The sequence below is a fragment of the Nocardia sp. NPDC051911 genome (assembly GCF_040681035.1).
GTDB lineage: Bacteria > Actinomycetota > Actinomycetes > Mycobacteriales > Mycobacteriaceae > Nocardia > Nocardia sichangensis.
This window is the reverse complement of sequence record NZ_JBFAXY010000001.1, coordinates 506996-523609: the sequence shown is the minus strand read 5'-3', so window position 1 is coordinate 523609 and position 16614 is coordinate 506996. Positions and strand designations below refer to the sequence as shown.

The following is a 16614-nucleotide window of genomic DNA, read 5'->3' as shown; positions in this document are numbered from 1 at the left end:
CTAAGCGGCTGACCACCAGCGTCGTCGGTGTGGCTCGCTAATGGCTTGCGTCCCATCGGGTTACCGTGCGGGCTTGGCTGGAAAGGGGTCTGCCCAGGCTCGAAGTAGCGGTGCCTTCCTGCACGGATACCGATCCGTCGATCTGGAAGGATACCGATGTCGGTCATCATCGGCATTGACCCGCACAAACGCTCGGCCACCATCGAAATCATCGACTCCGACGCGAAGATCCTCGCGACCGCGCGTTACGGCACCGACACCGCCGGATACAGTGAAATGCTCGTCGCCGCACAACGATTCCCGCAACGGGTATGGGCGATCGAGGGTTGCAACGGTGTCGGACGGCATGTGGCGCACCGGCTCGTGGCCGACGGGGAAACCGTCATCGACGTGCCCGCGAAACTGTCGGCGCAGGTGCGGGTGTTCGCCACCGGCAACGGCCGTAAAACCGACCCGGTCGACGCGCATTCGGTCGCGTTGGCGGCGTTGCGGTCGCCGAATCTGCGCCGGGTAGAGGCGGATCCGGAGCTGGTCGCGTTGGGTCTGCTGGTCGATCGTCGTGACGAGCTCGGCCGTGCCCGCACCGAACTGTTGAACCGTATTCACCGGCTGCTGCTGGAACTGGTGCCCGGAGGTGCCAAGAGGTTTCTGTCGGCCATGCAGGCCCGCGCCCTGGCCGAGACCGTTGAACCCGGCGATGCCGCGGCCCGGGTTCGTTTACGGCTGGTGAACGAGCTGATCGACGATCTCGAGGTCGTCGACCGGAAAACAAAAGCCGCGGACAAAGAACTCAAGCAACTGGTTCTCGCACGCGGGTCGACTCTGATGGATCTGAACGGCATCGGACCCTGCGGTGCGGCACGGCTTCTCGCCGACACCGACAACGTCCACCGTTTCGTGTCCCGGGACCGGTTCGCTTCCTGGAACGGCACCGCACCCTTGGATGCCTCCTCCGGCCAGCAGCAGCGACACCGGCTCTCCCGAGCCGGCAACCGCAAGATCAACCACGTCCTGCACACCATGGCCGTGGTCCAACTGCGTCACCCGACGGCAGGCAGGGGCTATTACGACAGCAAGAAGGCCGCCGGGAAGACCTCCATGGAGGCGATGCGGGCACTCAAACGGCGTCTGTCCAACGTCGTCTACCAGCGGATGCTCGCCGATCAGCGGCGGCCCGGACCTACCGCCATACAGTCTAACGGCGAACTCCCAACTGCCTCTTGACATAAAGGGGAGCCATGTCAGTTCATGTCGAGATGTCATGCCCCCGAGGCCATGCACTGGCGGATACCCAATGATGGGAAGTTGATCGAGGCCCGGACCCCTAGCCTCGGGACGAGACCGCGCCGGTCCCATCCATCATCGAAATCGAACGTTTCCGCGTTCCTCCAGAGGTTGTTGTATGACTCGCACTACGCCGCCACGTCCGGTCGATCTCGTGGCCGTCTTTCCTGAGCTGGCGCCACTGGCCCGCACCGCGACTCGGTTGCACCCCCGTCCGGGAACACCATCGGCGCACGACAGTTCGATCGGGGGGCCACTGTTGTGGCCGGCGAGCGAGCCATGGCCGTACTGCCACGCTGAGGACCACGATTTGGAACCGGATTCCGACGGTTCGATTGCGATGGTGCCGGTCGCGCAGTTGTACGTCCGTGACGTGCCCGGTTTGTCTCCGCCCGAGGGGGCGGACCTGCTGCAAGTGTTGTGGTGCCCCTTCGAGCACGACGACGATGGTATGCCCAAGACCGCACTGTTCTGGCGGTTGGCAGCGGCGATCACCGACGTTCTGATGGATCCTCCGGAACCCGCGGAGTACGAGGAAGACCTGGTGCCCGATTCGTGCATGATCGATCCGGAACAAGTGATCGAATACCCGCACTCAGGGGAGCTCGAGGGGGAGCTTCGGCAACGAGTGGACCAGTGGACCATGGCCCAGATTCCCGGAGTCGAGTTCGGCGGTCTCGAAGACGACGATCACCCTTACAACTTCTTGTGTATCGCACCCGGATGGAAGATCGGCGGCTTTATCAGATGGGGCATGCAAGATCCCTATCCGAATCCTTGCCCCACCTGCGGCACCCCGACCGAGCCGCTACTGACGATCGCCAGCCGCGAGTGGCGATCCGACATCCACCACTGGATTCCGTATGAGGACCAAGCCGCCAACATCTCATGGGGCGCTTACCAAGGCGGGCCGAGCACGCCGACCCAGATCTGTGTCTCCGACGTCAACGACCAGATCATCCGAATCTGCCCGGTGTCACATGAGCACCCACACATCCAGATGATGCAATAACCAATTACACGCCGAACGTTCACTTCCACGGCTGCGGTGTAACCGTGCTCGGCATTACCGAGCACTATGGTTCAGGATAGTCAGGTAGGTCTGAGCGACCGGAATGGCAGCTGACGTGTGACAGCCGGTGACCTTGTCGGCGCGTTCCGATCCCAGCCGGTGCGGGTGCTGGTCGTGCGCGAACCTCGCCGATCCGGTCTGGCGCTGCTGACCACCGACACCACCACCGCGGCAGCCGAACTCATCGAGCGGTACTCGATGAGGTGGTCCGTGGAGGTCGCATTCTTCGACGCGAAGCATGTCACCGGCGCCGACGAGGCCCGCAACCGCACCCGGCTCGCGGTGGAGCGCACCGTCCCTTTCGGGATGCTCACGCAGACCCTGGTGATCCTCTGGTATCACCTCGCCGGGCATTCACCGGGCGTCGTCGCCGAGCACCGCGGCCGGGCGCGCTGGTACACCACCAAACACCATCCCAGCTATCCCGACATGCTCGCCAAGCTGCGCCGCACGCTGATCGCTGCCCAATATTGTGCCGACCTACCTGGCGACCCCACCCCTGAACAAATTCACACCATTCGCCTGGCCTGGGCAAACACCGGGACCTGATCGCGAAACACGAGGTTGTCAGAGGCCGCGCAGACCTTTGCCGAAGACGACGGTGCCCATGATGAGCAGCACGATGGCCAACACCAGGTGGCTGTTGGCCTGGAGCCGATTGCGCAGGCGTTCGAGCGGGTTGCGTAGCCGGTCGGCGGCGAGGATGTAGCCGAGAATCACGGCTAGCACGCTGGAGGCGGCGAGCAGAGTGAAGACGGCGACGGCGACGATCTGGCCGCCGACGCTGGTGTTGCTGGAGCCGATGATCACGCCTGCCGACAGGCACAGCAGCAGATTCTTCGGGTTCACGGCCGACAACAAGATCCCCAGCCCGGTGGCCCTGGCGACGGTGAGTCGGTCGACCGCGCGCATCCACCCGGGTACCTCGGTGTCGGTGCGCGACCGCCACTGTGCCACGGCCAGCGCCAGGAGCAGTATCCCGAGCACGATCTTGACCCATGCGCCCGCCGTCGAGGGTTGCCGATCAGCCGAACCACCCAGCGACCCGGACAGCAGCGCCACAAGCGTTGTCGCCGCGAGGATGCCCACGACCCAGCCGAGCGCGAACCCGCGACCGGCTCCGCCCGCGTGGGCCGACAGAATCATCAAGATCGCCGCGATGATCGGAATCGGTGAGATCGCGACCCCTACCGCGAGCGGCAACAGATCACCCAGGACAGCGCCCATCTTCCGAACCCTAGAGCAGCCACCGCGCCGTTCAGGGGATGCGGACCTTTGTCGGCGGCCTTCGTAACCACCCTGTGCCCCTGGGCCAGGCTCCGCTGTGGCGATATCACCCCGGAGGGAGGAGGACAGATGACCCGCCTATTTCGACCGCCAGAAGGTCGGTGCCGGTGCTCCCGCCACGCAGTCGGCCCGGTAGTTCCAAGGTCGGGCCGCAGTAGGAAATAACGTAGAAGTTGTATAACGCTGGGGATATAATCGTGTGGAAACAATGGTATATCGACAACATTCCGCTAGCCGAAAAGCGTTATCAACGATGGCTCGACACGAAGGACAGTGAGGACGATGGCACGTAGTTGGAAGGACGTGAAAAATGACGTGCATGCGCAGGGACTCATCGATCCGGCGCATGTCGCCGAGGCAAAGCTAGAGATCGAAGGGGCGCAGCGAGCTTATCGGCTGGCGCAGGTCCGTAAGGCTCAGGCGCGCACACAGAGTGAGATCGCCGAGGCGATGGGTGTTACGCAGGCGCGGGTGTCCAATATCGAGCGGGGCGACATGTCACATACCGAGCTCGGCACACTGGCAGCCTATGTTCGTGCGCTCGGGGGAAAGCTGCGTGTGGTAGCTGAATTCGGTAACGGCGACACTTTGGCTTTGCAATAACTGCGGCCTTGTCCGGTGGTGACCTTACGGCCAGCTTCTGTCGAGTACCCGTTCTGGTCTGAACTCGTGCAGTGCGCTTCCGACACCGGCGATGCCGAGGCATCATTCGTTCGATACCAAGCGGCGTCGCCGAACCGGCACGGCCGCTATCCGGGCGTTTTCGCCCTGGTCAACGGTTTGGCGTGGTCAGGATTCCTCACCGTCGAGCAGGAGGCGTTCCGGCGACGTGAAAATAGTTGGTATCAGGAACATCTCATCGATCCCGGGCAACTCGATCTCTCGCCCTACGACCGAACCCACCACCCTCGGGCAGAAGCATGGTTCAAGTCCTCAGCCACTCGGTTCATCGCCCGTGTGGGCGGCTACCTCGCGATACTGGACGCCCACGGCGTCGCATGGACTCGTCTGGAATCGGATGACCCAGGCCATGTTCTCTACGACGATCCCTACCAGGTCATCGTCACCCCTCGCTGATTCCGCCTCGGACGTATGTGGTTCGCATGGCGGGAAGATCACGAGTGGCACATGGTCGCGGCAAAGCCCGAGAAGCCCCTCCACCGTGCGCCACTCGCGGGACCTCTTCCTGTTGGCGTTGAGCGTTCATGGTCCGTCGTAGAGGCGCTCGTTCGGTAACCGCCGTAGGCCGGTCGTGTCGCCGGGAAGCACTTCGACGGAGTCGACGAACTGTCGTCGGTGCTGCTCCTGGAGGAACCATAGTGCGGATGTGAGGCAGGCGGCGAAGTCCAGGCGGTGACCGTCGATCACCACCGCCAGGCGCACGTCCGGCTGCTCCGGGTGCGGCGACACTTGCTCTCGGGTGTGGTCGAGGGCCGGTTGGTGCTTGCGCCGCACGGAAGAGTCCGCGTGGGCGGCTTGCATGATCACTCGCCGACGATGATCTTCGAAAGTACCGAGGAGCGCGCCCCCTGGACCCTCCGATTTCCTCAGTTTGTACAGCGCCGCTATGTAGGTGGCGCAGGTCATGGGTGGGCAGTCTTGGTGATGGTGGTAGGCCGTGCGCGCGGCCTCGTAGCTTTGCATCGGCCAGTGCGGGTTGTTGTGGTCCAACCACGAAAGCGTCCGGGCGAGGACGTTGGTGTCGTAGCACGGTCCGCTCGGGTCGGCCTCGGCATCGCCGTTGGCTGCCATTCTGTTCGAACACCTCCCGCGAAACGGCGGCACGGAGCCGCGACGGAATTTCGGAGTTATGTGCGTATGGCCGCCACGCTTCAGATGGAGGGCCAGCCGTTACGCCGGAATCAGCTCCGCGCGCACCCACGGATCGCGGCGCGGCTCGGTGAGGTCACACATGTGCTGGATATCGGCGTCGGATGGGAGCGGTCGGCTCGCGGCCAGTTCCAGATAAAGCTTTTCGGCGCAGGTGACGCGGTACTCGAGGATCGCCGTGCTCACGAAGAAGCAGATCGCGAGCCACGAGACGACGCCGAGGCGATGAGCGCGGGCATCATCGCGTTACCGGCCATAGCGCGGAGCCGTAGCAGTCTGCGACCCCACGTCGGACCATGCCCGCACGGCATCGACGACAGCAAGGCCGGACGGTAGGAAGGCGTTCCGAGCCGGGACAATCCATTGCCGGATGGAGCCGTTCGGGCTAGGGGAGGGGAGTGCGATAACGGCTCCCTCTCGCGCGATGCTCACGTCCCTGCGGAACATCTCAGCGAACAGTTTCACGTCGTCGTCTTCGATGTCGGGACTGATGAGGAACGTCCAGCGACCCGAACGCGGGTGTCCGACAATAGGCCCGAGCGCGACGCCGCTGCTCTGCATATGTGCTTTCACCGCTCGCCCCAAGCTGCTGGGCATCGTCATCGCCCACACCGATCCGGCGCGCATCACGATCCGGCCGAGTTCCGGTGGGTCGATCACGGCGTTGAAACCGCAACTCCTTCGGTAGAACATGCAGCGGGAACGCGGTGTGTCCCCGAACTCTCCTTCGTCCATCGGTAGGCCTCAGCTCACATCGACTGGCGGGTTAGTGCGCCCGGCCCGGACACCCATGCTGGGCGGTGAACCGGTGTCGGGAACGTGAGCGGAAGATCGCCGCCGCCTGCTCACGCCGCCGGGCGCACTACAAGGAGACAACCAAAACCCGTGTCGTCGCGACTGTTTCATCGCAAACGTTTCCAAAAATCTGGCGCTGTTTTAGTTGTTGCTGCATCCTTGTTCGAGTTGCAACGCACTCCGGGAGGTAGAGATGGCAACAGATTCCACGATCGCCCGGCGGATGCTGGGCATGCAGCTGGAGACGCTGCGCGAGCGCGCCGACATCACCAGAGAGGCCGCAGCAACCGCGATCGCCTCGGCTCGGTCGACGATCTGGAAGATGGAGACCGGACAACCCGTCCGATTCAATCCGGTCCTGATCGAGCGACTGTGTCAGCTCTACAAGGCCACCGATAAGGAAACCCAGGTCGTCCTGGAACTGGTCAAGGAAACCAAAGGCGCGAAAGGTTGGTGGCAGGCATTCACCGATGACACGATCCCCAAAGACTTCAACCTGTTCGTCGGGCTCGAAGACGCCGCCAACCGGATCACGTCCTACCAGACGACGTTCTTGCCTGGCCTGCTTCAAACCGAGGACTACCGGCGAGCGCTGATCTGGGCGGAGTTCCCTAACAAGCCCGCCGAGGATATCGAACGGATGTTGCAGGTCGGCATGAAACGCCGATCGCGTCTCACCGCCGACAAGAACCCACTCGCTGCCGATATGTTCGTTGACGAGTCCGCTCTCCGACGCACGGCCGGAAGCGCCTCGGTCATGAATACCCAGCTTCAGCACCTCGCCGAGGTCGGCCAGCTGCCGAACATCTCGATACGTGTCGTGCCGGCATCGGCTGGCATCCACCGCGCGCTCCTGGTGGGCCCATTCGTTTTGCTGGAGTTCCCGCGTCACTCCACCGCAGACCTGACCGTGCCGCCGGTGGTCTATATCCAAGGCTTCCTCGGCGACCTGTACCTTGAGAAATCAGACGAGGTGCGGCAGTACCGTCAAGCCTCGGCCGAGCTGGACCGCCTGGCACTGGACGAGGCTACTAGCCGAAATCTCGTCCTTCAGGTTGCAAAGGAGTATGACCGGTGAACGTTGATCTGTCCGGCGCGGTGTGGTTCAAGAGCACCCGTAGCGGGTCAAAAGACTGTGTCGAGGTCGCGCATCTCGAAAGCGGCATGGTCGGCGTCCGTGACTCGAAGAATCCGACCGGCCCCGCACTGGTGTTCGCACCCGGCGAGTGGGACGCGTTCACCGCTGGCGTGAACGACGGCGAGTTCGAGCGCCCATAGCAGCAACAACTGCGGCCCGGCCCGGCCCGCTGTCCTGGAATGGACAGGAGCCGGGCCGCTTTCGTTGATATTCGCGGCGCTATGTGGCGGTGTTTCGCGCTGTTAGGTGCCCGCGGATCGGGCAGGGCATGCGGACGGTTCAGCCGTGTGGACCAGGCGGCCGAAGTTTGCGTGCTGGCGACTATGCGAGGCGGACATCCGCAGTGGCGAGGCCGAAGATCTTGCGCCCTGCGGATTTGGCGACGATGACGATGACGGCGGTCCTGGTGTCGGGGTCTAGCGACTTCACGCGCCCGGTGAACTCGACACTTCCGGCAGAGGCGGCTTCCACGATCGTGTAGTTCGAGAGCCGGACCGCGTACCTGGTCATCGCGCCTGGGTCACCGAGCCAGTCGGTAACGAAGCCTGCCCCCAGACCCATCGTGAGCATGCCGTGCGCAATCACGTCCGGAAGGCCCGCTAGCGCCGCGATGTCATCGTGCCAGTGGATCGGGTTGGCGTCTCCAGCGACGCCGGCGTAGTTCACCAGGTCGCCCCGCGTCAGCCGCGCGATCCGTGCGGGAAGCTCGTCACCGACCGAGATGTCCTCGAAACGGATGCCGGTGCGCGGGACTCGCGTCCGGGCGGTCGTGGACTGGTGTGCGCGGGGCTCCGAAGCCGGATGTGTCACCGTCTGCCTGTCCGCCACTGCGTGGCCTGCGGTGGCGGTTCGGGAGGGCACATCGATACCGTGCATGACCACGCGCTCGATCGCGCCGCTGATGCCCGCGTCGACGTCCTCGCCGGTGATGCCGACGACGGTCGTGTGCATGACCTGCACAACCCGGCCTGTCTGGTCGGTGAAGGTGTTCTTGACGGTGAGCAGATCCTTGCCCGCTATGCGGCGCACCGAAGCGAGCTCGACATCGCTGATCAGCCGGTCACCGGCCACCACCGGGTGGTGCATCTCGAAGACCTGATCGGTTTGCACGAACACGTCGTAGCCGGTGATGACACTCTCGAAAAGCTTGCGGTTGGCGAGCATCGCGGCGATCGAGATGAATGTGGTCGGCGCGACCAGGCCCGCGTACCCGAGCTCGTCGGCAGCGTCCTCGCTCCAGTGCGCGGGATGGAAGTCCTGCACGGCTCGCGCGTACTCGCGGATCTTCTCCCGACCCACCTCGTAATAGTCATCGACGCGATAGTGATGCCCCACCTGCCCGGCCACATCGAATGTCGCTTCCACCAAGCCGCTCCTCGCTTCAGATTCCTACCGCCGCCCGATCGGGTAATCGCAGAACCCGACTTCACGAATGGACACCACTCTTTCACGACGCACGGCTAGGTCCGACAGAACAAGTCGAGGATGCCGACCGTCAGTACTCCCAAGTGTTTCGTGCGTGACTCCACGTCGCTTCGTGATCGGCAGCGGGTAGTCGCACGTCCTCTACCTGCGTAAACGCCGAAAACCTGGGATCGGTAGGGCGCGAATCGTTCCTACCTTTTTCTCAACGGCCCGACAGGAGGCCGGAGGAACCGAACCAGGGGCGCCGCCCCTCGAACGACAAGGACACAGACCATGAACACCACTTCGCTCCGCATCGCCGCCGCCGCCATCGCCGCTGCCGCCGCAGTCGGCGTGCTCACCGGATGCGGTGACAGCAAGGGCAGCTCGCCCGCCGCGCCCTCCTCGGCGCAGCCTGCGGCCCCGGCGGGCAAGTCGGTCGCTTCGGTCGACGGCAAGGCCCTCGACGCGAAGTTCGACACCACCTGCGCCAAGCAGGGCGGCACCCTGGCGCTCGCGCTGACCGACACCGCGAACTCCGCCTACGGCAACCTCTCGGTGAGCGCGACCATCACCGACGCGAACACCGTGCAGGCGGTCGCGATCGCGGGCAGCAAGGGCGGCGACAACGGCCTGCCCTACGCGGTCGGCTTCGGCAACGGCATGCCGGGCGGCTCCGCCAAGGTCGTCAAGGACGGCAACACCTTCAAGGTCACCGGCGAGGGCGTGGGCGCCCCCGACTTGACCAACCCACTGGCCGGGCCGAAGACGTCGAAGTTCGACATCACCTTCGCCTGCTCGTCCATCGTCGGCGCCTGATCGCCGCATGCCCTCCGATCCGCCCCCGTCATCCTGGCGACCTACCGGGATGACGGGGCGCGGTGAAATCTCGACTCTCACAAAGGAAGCGCCATGAAGAAGATCCGTTCGACCACCCTCGCCCTTGGCGCCGCCGCGATCGGCTACTACGTCTACCACGCCGTCACCTACGTCCCCACCAGCGAATGGGAGCCCGCCGGAATGGGTTGGCTCGGCGTCGAAATGGCGCTGCCGATCATCGCGCTCACCCTGATCCCCATCGTGTTCGCGTTCACCGGCGAAGGCATCCTGAGCGCGCTGACCGGACGCAACAGCGCGGAGTTCCGCGACGGGCTCACCGGCCTCGGCGCCGTCCGATCGGTGCGGCAGACCGGCGTGACCGTCAACGACCAGCCGCAGGTCCACGTCGAGTTCAGCGTGGAAGGCTCGGACGGCAAGATCTTCCATTCCTCCGCGAAGATGATCGTGCCGCTCACCGAACTGGCCCTGCTGCGCGCCGGGGTGGTGCTGCCCGTGCGTTACCTGCCCGGCCGGACCGACAAGGTCGAGGTCGACCTGTCCGGCGACGCGGCCGCCGCGCAGCACGCGATGAACGAGTCCCTGATCCGCAAGGGCATAACCACGCGGCACAAGCTCGACATCGCCGAGCGCGGCATCGCCACCCAGGCGGTGGTGCAGTCGCTGTCGGTCACCGGCAATATCCGCGATGGTCACTCCGAGGTCGAACTCGGACTGGTCGTCACCCGGCCCGATGGCTCGAGCTTCGCGACCCGGGTGACGAAGTTCCTCGCACCGGCCAGCGTCGGCCACGTGCAGGTGGGCCGGGTACTGCGGGCGCACTACCTTCCCGAGAACGAAAGCGAGGTCGTCATCGCCCTTCCGGTGAACGCCTGATGGGTGAGCCGGGCGAAGCCGCCTTTCGACACCGATGCCGCGTCGATTCGAATCATCGAATCGGCGCGGCACTCGTTTGTTCCCAGCTCTGGCGGCCCGGCAATTTGAGGGTTACCTAATTGGGCGGTTGTTCACTTTGCCGTCCCTTCCGGATTGTCCGGATGGTTTACCGTGCGGCCATCGGCCAAACCCAGGAGTCACCGTGAGTCTTCAGCCACTCGCCCTTTTCGTGAAGCACGACGGACAGTCGTCGCGCGCTGCCGTGACATGTGAGTACAAGTGCGCGAACGCGTGCTTCCACGAGGCGCCGAACACCTCCTCGGGCGCCTACTTCGGTGACATCGTCAGCTCCATGAACCGGCGCGGACTGATCAAGGGCGGTGCGGCCGCCGTGCTCGCGGTGGGTGCGGGCAGCGTCCTCGCGGCCTGCGGCGACGACAGCGAGCCGACCACAGTGGGCTCCACCTCGCCCGCGGGCCCGCCCGGAACCGGCACCGACTTCGCCGCCGTCGCGCCGAACAAGGAAGACGCCGTGGTGATCCCGGACGGCTACGAGCAGTCCGTCGTGATCCGCTGGGGCGACCCGCTGTTCCCGGACGCGCCCGCCTTCGACTTCGACAAGCAGACCGCCGCCGCGCAGGCCAAGCAGTTCGGCTACAACAACGACTTCGCCGCCCTGCTGCCGATCGAGGGCCAAGCCAACAGCTACCTACTGGTGGTCAATCACGAGTACACCACCAGCCCGCACATGTTCCGCGGCTACAACAAGGACGCGCCGACCGACGAGCAGATCGCGGTCACCATGGCCGCGCACGGCTTGACCGTAGTCGAGGTGAAAGGCGAAGCCGGTTCCGGCAAGCTCGTTCCCGCTTTCGGCAAGTACAACCGCAGGATCACCGCGAGCACCGAGTTCAAGCTCACCGGTCCGGCCGCGGGCAGCGACTTCGTGAAGACTTCGGCCGATCCGACCGGCACCAAGGTGCTCGGCACCTTCGCCAACTGTTCGGGCGGCCTGACGCCGTGGGGCACCGTGCTGTCCGGCGAGGAGAACTTCCACGGCTACTTCGCCAACGCGGACAAGGTGACCGAGTCGGCCGCCGCTGCGCGGCTGAAGCGCTACGGTTTCGCCGCGGGCAAGACCACCAACCTGTGGGAGCGCACGGACAAGCGTTTCGATCTGGCGCAGGAACCCAACGAGGCCAACCGATTCGGGTACGTCATCGAGGTGGACCCGTGGGATCCGAACTCGACGCCGATCAAGCACACCGCGATGGGCCGGGTGAAGCACGAGGCCGCCACCATCTACGTCACCAAGAACGGCGACGTCGTCTCCTACACCGGTGACGACGAGAAGTTCGACTACATGTACAAGTTCGTGTCCTCGCGCAAGATCCAGCCGGGCACCGGCGCGGCGAGCATGCGGCAGAATCTGACCATCCTGGACGCGGGCACGCTGTATGTCGCCAAGCTCGCGGGCGATCACGCGGACAAGATCGACGGCACCGGCGCCAAGCCGTCCGACAAGGGCTTCACCGGCACCGGCCAGTGGATCCCGCTGCTGGAGACCGGCGCGGACGGCAAGGGCAAGTCGCTGGTCGAGGGCATGAGCGCGGAAGAGGTGGCGGTCTTCACCCGCCTGGCCGCCGACAAGGTGGGCGCGACCAAGATGGACCGCCCGGAGGACTTCGAGGCCAACCCCTACACCGGCAAGGTGTATGTGGCGCTGACCAACAACGACAACCGCGGCGCGGACGGCAAGCAGGGTCCGGACGAGGCGAACCCGCGCAAGCTGAACAAGAACGGCCAGATCCTGGAGATCGACGACAACCACACCGGCACGACGTTCACCTGGTCGCTGCTGCTGGTCTGCGGCGATCCCGCGGCGGCCGATACCTACTTCGCCGGGTACGACAAGTCCAAGGTCAGCCCGATCTCCTGCCCGGACAACCTGGCCTTCGACCCGTACGGCAACTTGTGGATCGCCACCGACGGCAACGCGTTGAAGTCGAACGACGGATTGTTCTCCGTGGTGCTCGACGGCCCGAATCGCGGCCGGACCAAGCAATTCCTCACCGTCCCGCGCGGTGCGGAGACCTGCGGTCCGGTGGTCAGCGAGGCGCGGGTCATGGTGTGTGTGCAGCATCCCGGCGAGGCCGACGACGCCACTCCGGAGAACCCGTTGTCGCACTGGCCCGACGGTGGTACGGCCCAGCCCCGCCCCTCGGTGGTGGCGGTCTGGAAAAAGGCCGGCGGCCGCATCGGGGTCTGATACCACAGCCGCGGCACCCCCGGCCCCCTGCAACCACGGCCACCCTCCGCGGCTTTCCCGCGAGTGGAGCCGCTACTCGACTGGGCGGGTAGCGGCTCCGCTCTTGACTCGGCGTTTCCTCCCGACGCCGCTTCATCCGCCCAGCCAACCGGCGAACCGGCGGGTGAGGAACGGCATCACAACCCAGACCATGGCGGCCACGGCGATGGGAACGATGACGGCCAGCCGGAGCGCGGGCGGCAGCTGCTCGAGCTGCGGGGCGGTGGCAGTCACCAGGAGGACGAGCAGGGGATACAGGCCGACGACGGTCAGCAGCCAGATCTTCCATTTGGTCGGGCCGGTACCGGTTTCGGCGGTCACGAGCCGGCCGCCAGGATGTCGGTGACGAGGCGGACCGCCTCCGGGAGTTCGATGTGGTCCTCGGGGTAGTCGCCCAGATGCCGTCCGCCGGGAAGGACGACAGCGGCGGCGCCGAGGTTGCGGACCAGCAGGCCGACGTGTTCGACGGGGTCGGGGATATTGACCGGGTCGTCGATTGCGGAGAGGACGCGGAACTCGCCGGCGGCATTGCGAATTCGTTCCCAATCGAAGGGTTGCTCGAAGAATTCCGCCAATTCGGCGTATCCGACTTCGTGGGCGGCGGTGGATACCAGGACCGCCCCCGCGAAGCGGCCATGTGCGTCGGGATCGTGCTGTTCGAGCATGCGGAGTACGTTGACGCCGCCGATGCTGTGGCCGATCACGACCGTGTCGCGGGCTGGGCCGGCCTCGGAAGCTGCCGCCGCCAGAGTCTTTCGCCACGGGTCGAGGCGGGGTGCGCTGGGGTCGGGGAGGTTCGGGACGACCACTGTGTGGCCGAGCGCTGTCAGCTCCGCGGACAAGTAGGGGAACCACACGCTGTCGCCGGCCGCGTTGTAGCCGTGCGAGACGATGATCGTGCTCATCGGATTGTCACCTCTGACTCGATTCAATCGAAACGCTCCGTAGCGTTTCGATAAAAAGGTAGCAGACCGATACACTCGGCGCCATGACAATCGGTCGGACCGGCGGACGGCAGCGCAGCAGTTCCGCGCGACAGGCCGTCCTGTGCGCGACAGCCGAACTCCTGGACGAACAGGGCTACGGCAAGATCACCATCGAAGGTGTCGCCGCGCGCTCCGGCGTGGCCAAGAGCACGATCTATCGCTGGTGGAAATCCAAGCCTGCGCTGGTGATGGAGGCCCAGGCCGAGGCGGTCGCGCAGCGCATGCCGGAACCCGATACCGGATCCGTCGAGGCCGACCTGATCGCCTTCGCCGCCGCACTGTATCGCGTCGTCGAGTTCCCGCTCCGCGTCGAGGCGCTGCGCGGCATGATGGCCGAAGCCCAGCTCGACTCGGATTTCGCCGGTCATTTCCGCGAATGGGTGCAATCACGCCGAAAAGTGATGTCCGACATCCTCTCTCGCGGCGTGGCCCGTGGCGAACTCGCCGCCGACCTCGACCTCGACCACGCCACCGACCTGATCTTCGGCCCCTTCTGGTACCGCCTGCTCGTCGCCCATGCCCCGCTCGACCCCGCCGACGCCCCCGCGCACATCACCCGCCTCCTCGCCGGCCTTCGCCGCCCCTCTATCGGCTGAAACCCGGAGGGAAGGTGTGGCGGTCGGTCGATGAAGGCCTACCCGCTGCCGGTGCCGCTCATGTTGGCGTAACCGGCGAAACTGCCCTGGGCGCCGCTGTAGACGTTGAGGTCGACGCGGCCCGCGATGCCCGGAATGGTGCCGCTGTCGGTGGTCTGCCAGAACGTCCAGGTGGACCAGCCGCCGGGGACCTCGGGTTGGGGGTTGCCCCGGTAGTCGGCGATCCACAGCGGGTACTCGGCGAACTCGTCGGTGTCGGCCATCGCGGTACGCCAGAAGTTGGGGTAGGTGTAGACGATCGGGGCGCGGCCGGTGAGCATTTCCACGGTGTTCAGATAGCGGCGGGTCCAGTCGATCAACGCCGCGGGGCCGAGACCGCCGGTGTTCTCCAGATCCAGCACCGGCGGCAGATCGAGCGGCCCGTTCTGTCCCAGCGCCACCGCCGCGTAGAGCGCGGCCTGCGGTTCGGGGGGCAGGTTGGGCCGGGCGTAGTGGTAGGTGCCCCGAGCCATTCCGGCCGCGCGCATCAGCAGGCTGTCGGGCACGAAGTACGGGTTGACGTAGCTGAGCCCCTCGGTGGCCTTGACCATGGCGAAGTCATGGCCGGAGCGTTTGACCGCGAACCAGTCGATCACGGTCGCGTCGGTGTGCTGCCACGAGGAGACGTCCGGACCGGTCGGCGCGGCGGTCGCGGGTAGCGTGGCGACGAGAATGCCGGACAGCGTGATCAGTGACAGCGCCGCGCCGCGGCGAGTGGTCGACCTCCAGATGTCCATGCCGCAGGACGATAGCCATTCGCTCTGGCCGTTACCAGTGTGACCACTGGGGTGTCAGAACTGTTCTGAACTTTCACCCCATCCAATCCAGTACAGACGCCGCCGTCCACGACTGCTGCATGCTGCCGAGCGGTTCGCCGGTGAACGGCTCGTAGTACTCGGCGAAGCTGCCGTCGCTGGCCTGGCGCAAGCCCTCGGCGCGCAGCATGAACGACCGCTCGGCCCAGCCGCGCCGAGCGAAGACCCAGGAGAACAGCCAGCTCATCACCGGCCACACCGGCCCGCGCCAATACTCGCGGGAACGGAAGTCCTTGGACACCGGCGAGGTCGATGGCGGCAGCGCGTAACGCAGATCCGGATGGCCGCAGAAGCGCGGGCCCTCGAACAGGCGCAGCAGAGCACGCTCGGTGTCGCGGGGGAGGCCGCCGCACAGCAGCGGCGCGAACATCGAGAGCGTCTCGGTGTTGATCCACCGCTGCAACCGCACGTCGAAATCGCGGGCCGCGCCGGTGCGGGCGTCGGCCGTCGCGACGACGCCCGCGCGGAACCGGTCGGCCCACGCGTAGAGATCGCGCACGTCGGCGTGGGGTTGCTTGTACTCCTCGCCGATATTGGCCAGCACCTCGCAGGCCAGCGCGAAGATTCCGGTGACGAACACGTCCTCGACGGCGAAGCTCATGGTCGAGGCGAGCTGATAGTCGTCATAACCCGCTCGGCGCATCTGCTCGACCAGCCACAGATAGCGGTCGTACTCGCGGTCGGTGGGGCGCTGGGTCGGATCGGAGACCACCAGCACGTCCTCACGGCGATAGGGCGGCAGATCGCCGGGAACCACGTGCTCGTAGGCGCGATCCCAGCGCGGCGAGTTGTCCATCCCGGACTCCCAGCCGTGATACAGCGTGATGCGGCCGGTCTCCTTGGGGTCGCGGGCATGCGCCAGCCAGCGGTGCCAGCGCACCAGATCCGGCCAGCGCCGGTTGAGGAACTCCTCGGCCACGGACCTGGTGCTGCGGCCGTGCCTGCGGGAATGATCCAGGATCCGCTGCACCGCGATGGCGTGCACGGGCGGCTGGGTGATCCCCGAGGTGTCCGGGCCGTCGGGCGCGTTGGCCGCCAGCTTGCGGCACTCCCAGCGGGCCGGGCCGGGGAAGTAACCGTCCACGCCGTTTGCGAAGACGATGTGCGGGATCATGCCGTTCTTCCACTGCGCGGACAGCAGGGTGTCCAGCTCGACCACGGCCCGCTCCACGCTCAGCGGCGCGAGCCCGACCGCGACAAATGCCGCGTCCCAGCTCCACATGTGCGGGTACAACCGGGGCGCCGCGCTGGTCATCGTGCCCAGGTCGTTGCCGCGCAGCAGGTAGGCAGCGCGGGCCGCGAGCTGAGTGGGGGTGAAGCCCGGATGTGCCATCCCCCTATTCTGCG

Annotated in this window: 19 protein-coding genes; 11 read left to right on the top strand and 8 right to left on the bottom strand. The window is 65.6% G+C overall.

Features of this window, described 5'->3' with window-relative positions; genetic code table 11:
* Positions 1 to 156: 156 nt before the first annotated feature.
* From AB0L97_RS02650 to AB0L97_RS02640, 3 genes are all read left to right on the top strand, one after another.
* Entirely contained in the window at positions 157 to 1224 is a 1068-nt protein-coding gene (locus tag AB0L97_RS02650; RefSeq protein WP_364424798.1) for an IS110 family transposase, read from the top strand.
* A 370-nt stretch (positions 1225 to 1594) separates the two neighbouring features.
* Entirely contained in the window at positions 1595 to 2296 is a 702-nt protein-coding gene (locus AB0L97_RS02645; protein WP_364424797.1) for a hypothetical protein, read from the top strand.
* A gap of 117 nt (positions 2297 to 2413) precedes the next feature.
* Entirely contained in the window at positions 2414 to 2905 is a 492-nt protein-coding gene (locus AB0L97_RS02640; RefSeq protein WP_364424796.1) for a hypothetical protein, read from the top strand.
* 18 nt (positions 2906 to 2923) lie between these two features.
* Here the strand turns inward: AB0L97_RS02640 and AB0L97_RS02635 are convergent, their stop codons facing one another.
* A complete protein-coding gene (locus AB0L97_RS02635; protein WP_364424795.1) occupies positions 2924 to 3583 on the bottom strand; it encodes a GAP family protein in 660 nt (219 codons plus the stop codon).
* A 342-nt stretch (positions 3584 to 3925) separates the two neighbouring features.
* On the opposite strand from AB0L97_RS02635, the gene AB0L97_RS02630 reads away from it, so the two are divergent.
* Positions 3926 to 4246, top strand: coding sequence for a helix-turn-helix domain-containing protein (locus tag AB0L97_RS02630; protein WP_364424794.1), 321 nt, complete (start codon positions 3926 to 3928; stop codon positions 4244 to 4246).
* Between the two features lie 15 nt (positions 4247 to 4261).
* The gene (locus tag AB0L97_RS02625) at positions 4262 to 4720 is read left to right on the top strand and encodes a hypothetical protein (RefSeq protein WP_364424793.1); all 459 of its coding nucleotides are present in this window, start codon (positions 4262 to 4264) and stop codon (positions 4718 to 4720) included.
* Between the two features lie 126 nt (positions 4721 to 4846).
* Here the strand turns inward: AB0L97_RS02625 and AB0L97_RS02620 are convergent, their stop codons facing one another.
* Positions 4847 to 5395: a hypothetical protein gene (locus AB0L97_RS02620; protein ID WP_364424792.1), complete on the bottom strand. Its 549-nt coding sequence runs from the start codon at positions 5393 to 5395 to the stop codon at positions 4847 to 4849.
* Positions 5396 to 5494: 99 nt separating this feature from the next.
* Complete coding sequence (locus tag AB0L97_RS02615) at positions 5495 to 5659, bottom strand: hypothetical protein (RefSeq protein ID WP_364424791.1); 165 nt, start codon at positions 5657 to 5659, stop codon at positions 5495 to 5497.
* A gap of 802 nt (positions 5660 to 6461) precedes the next feature.
* Here AB0L97_RS02615 and AB0L97_RS02610 point away from each other — a divergent pair.
* Complete coding sequence (locus tag AB0L97_RS02610; RefSeq protein WP_364424790.1) at positions 6462 to 7346, top strand: helix-turn-helix transcriptional regulator; 885 nt, start codon at positions 6462 to 6464, stop codon at positions 7344 to 7346.
* Complete coding sequence (locus AB0L97_RS02605) at positions 7343 to 7546, top strand: DUF397 domain-containing protein (protein WP_364424789.1); 204 nt, start codon at positions 7343 to 7345, stop codon at positions 7544 to 7546. The genes AB0L97_RS02610 and AB0L97_RS02605 overlap by 4 nt, the downstream gene beginning before the upstream one ends.
* 181 nt (positions 7547 to 7727) lie before the next feature.
* Here AB0L97_RS02605 and AB0L97_RS02600 read toward each other — a convergent pair whose 3' ends face one another.
* Positions 7728 to 8774 (bottom strand): fused (3R)-hydroxyacyl-ACP dehydratase subunits HadA/HadB, encoded by a 1047-nt coding sequence (locus AB0L97_RS02600; RefSeq protein WP_364424788.1) that lies wholly within the window; start codon positions 8772 to 8774, stop codon positions 7728 to 7730.
* A gap of 330 nt (positions 8775 to 9104) precedes the next feature.
* Between AB0L97_RS02600 and AB0L97_RS02595 the strand changes: the two genes are divergently transcribed.
* From AB0L97_RS02595 to AB0L97_RS02585, 3 genes are all read left to right on the top strand, one after another.
* The gene (locus tag AB0L97_RS02595) at positions 9105 to 9629 is read left to right on the top strand and encodes a lipoprotein LpqH (protein ID WP_364424787.1); all 525 of its coding nucleotides are present in this window, start codon (positions 9105 to 9107) and stop codon (positions 9627 to 9629) included.
* Between the two features lie 93 nt (positions 9630 to 9722).
* Positions 9723 to 10523: a hypothetical protein gene (locus AB0L97_RS02590; protein ID WP_364424786.1), complete on the top strand. Its 801-nt coding sequence runs from the start codon at positions 9723 to 9725 to the stop codon at positions 10521 to 10523.
* A gap of 202 nt (positions 10524 to 10725) precedes the next feature.
* Positions 10726 to 12792, top strand: coding sequence for a PhoX family phosphatase (locus AB0L97_RS02585; RefSeq protein WP_364424785.1), 2067 nt, complete (start codon positions 10726 to 10728; stop codon positions 12790 to 12792).
* A gap of 132 nt (positions 12793 to 12924) precedes the next feature.
* Here the strand turns inward: AB0L97_RS02585 and AB0L97_RS02580 are convergent, their stop codons facing one another.
* A complete protein-coding gene (locus tag AB0L97_RS02580) occupies positions 12925 to 13152 on the bottom strand; it encodes a hypothetical protein (protein WP_051021448.1) in 228 nt (75 codons plus the stop codon).
* Positions 13149 to 13736, bottom strand: a complete 588-nt coding sequence (locus AB0L97_RS02575) for an alpha/beta fold hydrolase (RefSeq protein WP_355071267.1) — start codon at positions 13734 to 13736, stop codon at positions 13149 to 13151. Before AB0L97_RS02575 ends, AB0L97_RS02580 begins: the two co-directional genes overlap by 4 nt.
* An 83-nt stretch (positions 13737 to 13819) precedes the next feature.
* On the opposite strand from AB0L97_RS02575, the gene AB0L97_RS02570 reads away from it, so the two are divergent.
* Positions 13820 to 14413 carry a TetR/AcrR family transcriptional regulator gene (locus AB0L97_RS02570; RefSeq protein WP_364424784.1) on the top strand — a complete coding sequence of 198 codons (594 nt, stop codon included), beginning with the start codon at positions 13820 to 13822 and terminating at the stop codon, positions 14411 to 14413.
* 38 nt (positions 14414 to 14451) lie between these two features.
* Here the strand turns inward: AB0L97_RS02570 and AB0L97_RS02565 are convergent, their stop codons facing one another.
* Positions 14452 to 15189, bottom strand: a complete 738-nt coding sequence (locus tag AB0L97_RS02565; RefSeq protein ID WP_364424783.1) for a glycoside hydrolase family 25 protein — start codon at positions 15187 to 15189, stop codon at positions 14452 to 14454.
* A gap of 73 nt (positions 15190 to 15262) precedes the next feature.
* A complete protein-coding gene (locus tag AB0L97_RS02560) occupies positions 15263 to 16600 on the bottom strand; it encodes a glycogen debranching protein (protein WP_355071273.1) in 1338 nt (445 codons plus the stop codon).
* Positions 16601 to 16614 lie beyond the last annotated feature (14 nt).